The 5,808-nt window shown below is 30.8% G+C and carries 13 protein-coding genes; all 13 read left to right on the plus strand.

Annotated elements, in window-relative coordinates:
• Nucleotides 1–524 precede the first annotated feature (524 nt).
• The gene (locus tag QZU81_RS10210) at nucleotides 525–773 is read left to right on the plus strand and encodes a hypothetical protein (RefSeq protein ID WP_295591613.1); all 249 of its coding nucleotides are present in this window, start codon (nucleotides 525–527) and stop codon (nucleotides 771–773) included.
• Nucleotides 774–928: 155 nt separating this feature from the next.
• Nucleotides 929–1,108 carry a hypothetical protein gene (locus QZU81_RS10215; protein WP_295591614.1) on the plus strand — a complete coding sequence of 60 codons (180 nt, stop codon included), beginning with the start codon at nucleotides 929–931 and terminating at the stop codon, nucleotides 1,106–1,108.
• Nucleotides 1,109–1,243 (plus strand): hypothetical protein, encoded by a 135-nt coding sequence (locus QZU81_RS10220; protein WP_295591615.1) that lies wholly within the window; start codon nucleotides 1,109–1,111, stop codon nucleotides 1,241–1,243.
• Nucleotides 1,236–1,526, plus strand: a complete 291-nt coding sequence (locus QZU81_RS10225; protein ID WP_295591616.1) for a hypothetical protein — start codon at nucleotides 1,236–1,238, stop codon at nucleotides 1,524–1,526. Before QZU81_RS10220 ends, QZU81_RS10225 begins: the two co-directional genes overlap by 8 nt.
• Nucleotides 1,519–1,713 (plus strand): hypothetical protein, encoded by a 195-nt coding sequence (locus QZU81_RS10230; RefSeq protein WP_295591617.1) that lies wholly within the window; start codon nucleotides 1,519–1,521, stop codon nucleotides 1,711–1,713. Before QZU81_RS10225 ends, QZU81_RS10230 begins: the two co-directional genes overlap by 8 nt.
• Nucleotides 1,697–1,831: a hypothetical protein gene (locus QZU81_RS10235; RefSeq protein ID WP_295591620.1), complete on the plus strand. Its 135-nt coding sequence runs from the start codon at nucleotides 1,697–1,699 to the stop codon at nucleotides 1,829–1,831. Before QZU81_RS10230 ends, QZU81_RS10235 begins: the two co-directional genes overlap by 17 nt.
• On the plus strand, nucleotides 1,821–2,255 hold the full coding sequence (locus QZU81_RS10240; RefSeq protein ID WP_295591622.1) for a hypothetical protein: 435 nt from the start codon (nucleotides 1,821–1,823) through the stop codon (nucleotides 2,253–2,255). Before QZU81_RS10235 ends, QZU81_RS10240 begins: the two co-directional genes overlap by 11 nt.
• A 4-nt stretch (nucleotides 2,256–2,259) precedes the next feature.
• Nucleotides 2,260–2,385: a hypothetical protein gene (locus tag QZU81_RS10245; protein WP_295591623.1), complete on the plus strand. Its 126-nt coding sequence runs from the start codon at nucleotides 2,260–2,262 to the stop codon at nucleotides 2,383–2,385.
• Nucleotides 2,386–2,634 carry a hypothetical protein gene (locus QZU81_RS10250; RefSeq protein WP_295591625.1) on the plus strand — a complete coding sequence of 83 codons (249 nt, stop codon included), beginning with the start codon at nucleotides 2,386–2,388 and terminating at the stop codon, nucleotides 2,632–2,634. It begins immediately after the preceding gene.
• 54 nt (nucleotides 2,635–2,688) lie between these two features.
• Entirely contained in the window at nucleotides 2,689–3,198 is a 510-nt protein-coding gene (locus tag QZU81_RS10255; protein ID WP_295591627.1) for a hypothetical protein, read from the plus strand.
• A 44-nt stretch (nucleotides 3,199–3,242) separates the two neighbouring features.
• On the plus strand, nucleotides 3,243–3,617 hold the full coding sequence (locus tag QZU81_RS10260; protein WP_295591629.1) for a hypothetical protein: 375 nt from the start codon (nucleotides 3,243–3,245) through the stop codon (nucleotides 3,615–3,617).
• 4 nt (nucleotides 3,618–3,621) lie between these two features.
• Nucleotides 3,622–4,119 carry a hypothetical protein gene (locus tag QZU81_RS10265; RefSeq protein ID WP_295591631.1) on the plus strand — a complete coding sequence of 166 codons (498 nt, stop codon included), beginning with the start codon at nucleotides 3,622–3,624 and terminating at the stop codon, nucleotides 4,117–4,119.
• 11 nt (nucleotides 4,120–4,130) lie between these two features.
• Nucleotides 4,131–5,808: hypothetical protein (locus QZU81_RS10270; RefSeq protein ID WP_295591633.1), on the plus strand; the 1,678-nt coding region annotated here is incomplete at its 3' end.

Raw genomic sequence — 5,808 nt, forward strand, 5'->3', positions numbered from 1 at the left:
GAAAAAAACAAGCAGTGAGGTGTATAAGTGTAAAAGAAGGATTATAATGTAAAAATATATTTAATTTGATAACGAGCTGATAAATATGTTTTTAATGTTATAATCCTCATTATGGGGTCAGTAATGAAGAATAAAAAAAGTTAAACGAGTTGACCAAAACTAATTTAAAATTCATACTATTCAAAACTTAACCCAATAATTACTTTATTTTAATCAATATATAAAGATTTCCAAAAAGGAAATCAATTTTTAATTTAATCTAATTTTTTGGTTTTTTGATAGGAAACATTTAAATTTCAGCTTTTTTTATTTTCATCATACTTTACCTATAAATCTGGTATATGATCAGTAATTAAATCATTAATGAATTTAGTTTCATTAATATTGTTGGCAAATGTTCGGTATTATGCTATTTAACGGTGTTTAATGGCTCAATATCGGTATATTTATATATTTGTCGCAATAAATTAAGTATTAGATTAATAAAATGTTTTAATTTATTAATCGAGAATGTTAAATCTCCAATGATTTGTTCTAAGGACAATGAGGAGTTGAACGAGTTGACCAAAATTATGTATGAAATAAGAAAATGGATTATTAAACCAGTCTTGAAAGAAGTAGTTCATTCTAACCTTAACTTTCAAGCAGTTGAAGAAATAATCGCAGAAATCGTTGAAGACAATGGTCTCAATGAAAAAGAATTCTTTGACTTATATGAAGTTGAAGAATTAGAAACTGGATTAATGAATAATGAAGCATTAGCTTTAATTTAATCCATTAGATGTTGAATTTTTGTATAAAAAATAAACGAGTTGACCAAACATGTTAGAACAAGAAATAAATGGTGTACCTCATGTTTTAGTTCCAAAAGAAGAATGGGACAAAATATGGGAAGTTTTTGACAGAATTAGTGAAATGGGTGAATAAAATGGGTGTCTATTCCTCATTAGTTGTTTATCCACCTGAATTCGATGAAATAGATTACAGTGAATGTGATAATTGTACTTTCGAGTGTGATGTTCACGGATACTGTAAGCATGACAGTTTATGTGGGGATTGTACCTATGACTGTATTTCCACAGGGCACTGTATCGAAGAGGTGAGCTAAATGTATCGTGAAGAATACATTGAAGCTCATACCTTAGAGTTTGATATAATGTATAGCCAATGTGGAGAATGCCAATATGGTCAAAACGACAATTGCCAACATTATTATGGTAAAGGGTGTGTTTACAATGACTAAATCTGTCAATCAATTTGTAGAAAATACCGATGGCATTTTAACTCATAGTGGTGAGATTAGAGTTGCCAAAGGTGGTGTAGAACAAAGAATTTTACATATAAATGATGAAGGCACTGTTTTAGTGAGAGGTAGGAAAAAATCCTACTCCACACTAATTCATGTTAAATTATTGCCTTTAATCAAATATGCTGAAAAAGGCGATGTAGGTTTCATTAAATTCAGAAGAGGTGAAGCTTTCATTGTAGGTTTCAGAAAAGAAAAACGAGCTGATAAATATGAATAAAAGATTGGATATTACAGAATTTCCACGAACGGACACTAATGATTTAAATTGGATTGAATTCTTCAAGTATTGGAAAATAGTTGAAGATTTAGATGAAAAAAGTGAATCAGAATTCAATGCCCACCTTAGAAAAGTGTTTAGAGATGAATACGGCATGGGGAGGAATGAAAATGTCCAAACCTGTTAGATTATATCCTGAACCTGAACCTATTGTAGTAAATCCACAATTTATCATAATGGGTAGTGGATTAATTGGATTTTTGTTTTTTATTGTAGGTTGGACTTTAAGAAGTATTGGAATATAAGGAGGATGTTAAAATGGGTTTAGACATGTTTTTGTATGGAGCTAACAGTAAATTTGATGGAGAATCATGTACTTCAGAAATCAAACTTGAAGAAGTTGCTTACTGGAGAAAACATAATGCTATTCATGCTTGGATGGTAAAAAATGTTCAAGGAGGCACAGATAATTGTGCTATGTATTATTTGAGTGAATCCACTTTAAAAGAGCTTTTAAAAGTGTGTAATTATGTATTAGCAAATCCTACTGTGGACACTGCTATGTCATTATTACCAACTCAAGATGGATTTTTCTTTGGAGGTACTGATTTAACATGTGAATATGAGCTAGAATACTATTTAAATGGCTTAAAATACACCGTTAGTGTAATTAAAGGTCTTTTAAAAGATGGCAAATACGAATATTACTGTTATCAATCTAGTTGGTGATTTAATGTTTAGTATTGTTTTAGATGGCGAAAAAATTGAAACCGTGATGTATTCTGATTATTCCGATGCTTTAAATTATGCAATAGAAGAATATGGAAAAGGTGTAAAAGTTGAAAAAATAGGTGATTAGATGAATGTAAATTTAATTTTAACCCAATTCGATGAATTAAATGATTCTGAAGCAATGATATTGCTATTTAAGAATTTAAAATCAATTATTGTCGATAATGCAGATATTATCCGAGTAGACAATGGAGCTTTACAAGTTAAAAGTGAAGCTGGTAATATAGTTGTAGATGTTGATGAACTTAATGGTTTCCAAGTTTTAGAAAAAACCGATGTTATTGAATTTGTAATTTCAAAAATTATAGGTGATTAGATGGCAAAAGCTGAATTAATTGAAAATCCACCAGTTCAACACGAAACTGGATTAGTGAATGTAGATAATGTCCCTGATGTTAATACTGCTATTAAACAATGGGATGCTTATCAAGAACTCTGTAAAGGTCTTTTAAATGAAACCGATTACCAAGAAATTTTTGTCCGTGAAAAAGATGAAAATGGCAATTGGATTAGAGTAAAAAGACACTTTAAAAAGAAATCTGCATGGCAAAAGCTCAGTAGAGCATTTAATGTTGATACCCACATTGTAGACCGTGATATTGAAAGAACCAAAATGGGAAAAATCAAAGAAGCATACTACTGTGTTAGAGCTACACTCCCTAATGGTAGAAGTGTCGAATCAGATGCTTTATGTTCCAGAGGTGAACCTGGCAAAGATAAAGTGTCAGACCACACTATTATGTCTACTGCAAAAACTAGAGCAACTAATCGTGCAATAGCAGAGCTTATAGGTGCTGGAGAAGTATCAGCAGAAGAAATGAGTGCGGAGAAAAAAGTAGGTGCTAAACCTACAAAATTTTTGAAAGAGAGTGATCAATAATCACTCTCCAACTTTATTTTCATTGAATAAACGAGCTGATAAATATGATGGAAAATACTGTTTTAAAAGAAGATATTTTGAAAGAAAGTGGTAAGCAACCAGTTTTATTTGAATTTGGTTTGAAAAGATTGATTAGAGCAAAATCTGCAGCTTTAATTGAATTAAGAGAATTAGAACTCAAATTAATCAATGCTAAACATGAATTAGCAATTGAAGAAAGAAATCTTTTATTGAACACCAATTTCAAAGAATTGGGCTTAACCAATGAAAAGATGAGGAATGCATATGTTAATGAACAATTAAATGATGAAAACATCAAAATAGATGTTCTAAAACATGGAATAACAAATAAAAAAGACGATATTGAAATAATCAATGATTTAATCAAATTTAATGAATTATTAATGAAAGGAGAATGATATTATGAGTTTTGAAGATAAACAAACTATTTTCACTAGTACTGAACTAGATTATGAAGAAATTGTAGATATTCCTGACGGATATGAAAGAGCTGAATTAAAAGACTTTGACGATGGGGAAATCATAACGGGCAGACCTGAAATGTCTAGTGTAACTTCCTACACCTTTGATGATGCAGGAGATGAAAAAACTGTACATAGGTTCAAATTATTCATTTTCCAAGATGATGACTCAACTTATGTCGAAATCAATGTAAATCTCAAAAACGGTGGAGATATCCATAAAAATATCAGAAAAGGCAGTGTATTATTTGACTTCTTAACATCTATTCTTGAATTAGAGAATGCAGGTAGTGTTGGAAAATCCAATATTATCAGAAATGTTAATTTAGCAGAATATCGTGAATTCGTTGGTAGATTAACCCAAATGTCAATTGAGGTCAAAGAAAGAGCTGGAACTTATGCTTATTACAGTTTCTTAGTGAAAGATGTGCAAGTATAGGAGTTTTCAAAATGGATGAAGGAAGTTCAGCTATACAAATAAAAAAAGCCATCGAGCATGTATATAAACCTACCGATGAGCTTACATTCTTTAAAAACTTAATTAGTGCTTTTTATCTTCAAGGCACTGATTCAGAAGTTGTAGAGAAAATTCTAACAGAATTATACAATCAACTTCCTTCTCATGAGAAAACATTGGGAGAAATAATTAAACTGTTCGATGACATTTATATTGGTGATGAAAATCCAAATAGTGGATTAAAAGGCATAGAACAATACTTGGCTGATAAATATGATAAAAAAACAAGTTTAGATGTAATTCGTGAGTTAAATAAGATAATCATTCCTTATGACACTAACAAAATCTACAAGCTACAACTTGGTGCTAACAAGTATATTGTCATGGATTACAGGAATAATGAAGTTACTATTCAAATCATTGACTGGAAGAAAGGAATTGAAGTAACTGATTATACACGTGTATTATTGTGTTATCCTGTTCAAATTACAATCCATGACAATCCTATCAGCGAAGCAGGTAGAACTTTCAGTATAGAATGGATTACAACAAAAGATGGGCATTTCCATACCAATAATATGAGTATTCCTGAAATAGAACAATATCTCAATGACCACGGATATGTTCTTGCTCCTAAATACTTCAAAGGTGTTGTAACTGCTTTAATCCAAATAAGTATTGAAAACGACATTGCTATTATTAAAAATGAAATAGAAACACCTGGTTTCTATTATAATGCAGTAACTAAAAGTTTAAACATTGTTGATTATGAAGTAAATGAAGTAAACTCCCAAAAATTGAATTTAAGCTTAGATTTAATTGAAGATTTACAAAACTACTTCATAGGACAAGAAACAAAACTTGCTACCACCTTAAAACATGCCTTAATTGTTCCTTTTGGTTTTGCTAAAAAACAGATGGGATTACCATTGGAAAACCTGATCCCTTACATGTTCCACTTTGGAAAAGGTGGCTCTGGTAAAACTACCATTGCTCGTATTGGGGCATATTTCTATGGGGAGCCTGATAGTGAAACCGACATTGGAGGTTCAGAATTTGACACTGTTCCAAGAATAGGTGGTCAAATTTCAAAATCCACATTTGGATTGATTGTTAATGAACCTGAAAATGTTTTTAATAATCGTAGTTGTGTAGAAACATTGAAAACTTGTGTAGAAAGAACAAATGCAAGGAGAAGATATGAGGGTAGAAATTTAACAACTATACTCGCATTATCTACTGTTTCTTTCACTTCTAATAGTGCATTGCCAAATATCGAAGGTTTAACTAGAAGATTTATCCAATTATTGTATTCTCACAGTGAGAAAAAATCAGAAGCTGATAAAAAAGCATTTATGGAACATTTTAAAATGGATTCACCTGAATTATGTCTTTTTCATAGATTGAAATATCTTGCTGATTTCACAGTAAATGAGATAAAAGAGGATGTAGAATTGTTAAAACTACCTTGGCGAGAATTAAGCAACAGCCTTATATTAAGAGCATATGCTGATTGTGAGAGAGAATGCCCACAGTGGTTATTGTCATTCGCTGAATCAGTAACACTTGAAGACCTTGATGATGAGGAAATAGAGGAAATTAGAATGTTTTTTATTGAAGAAATTAATAAACAAAATAAAAATATTCGTGTATACTCAACGGAAGATGGAT

Source organism: uncultured Methanobrevibacter sp. (assembly GCF_902770715.1).
Taxonomy (GTDB): domain Archaea; phylum Methanobacteriota; class Methanobacteria; order Methanobacteriales; family Methanobacteriaceae; genus Methanocatella.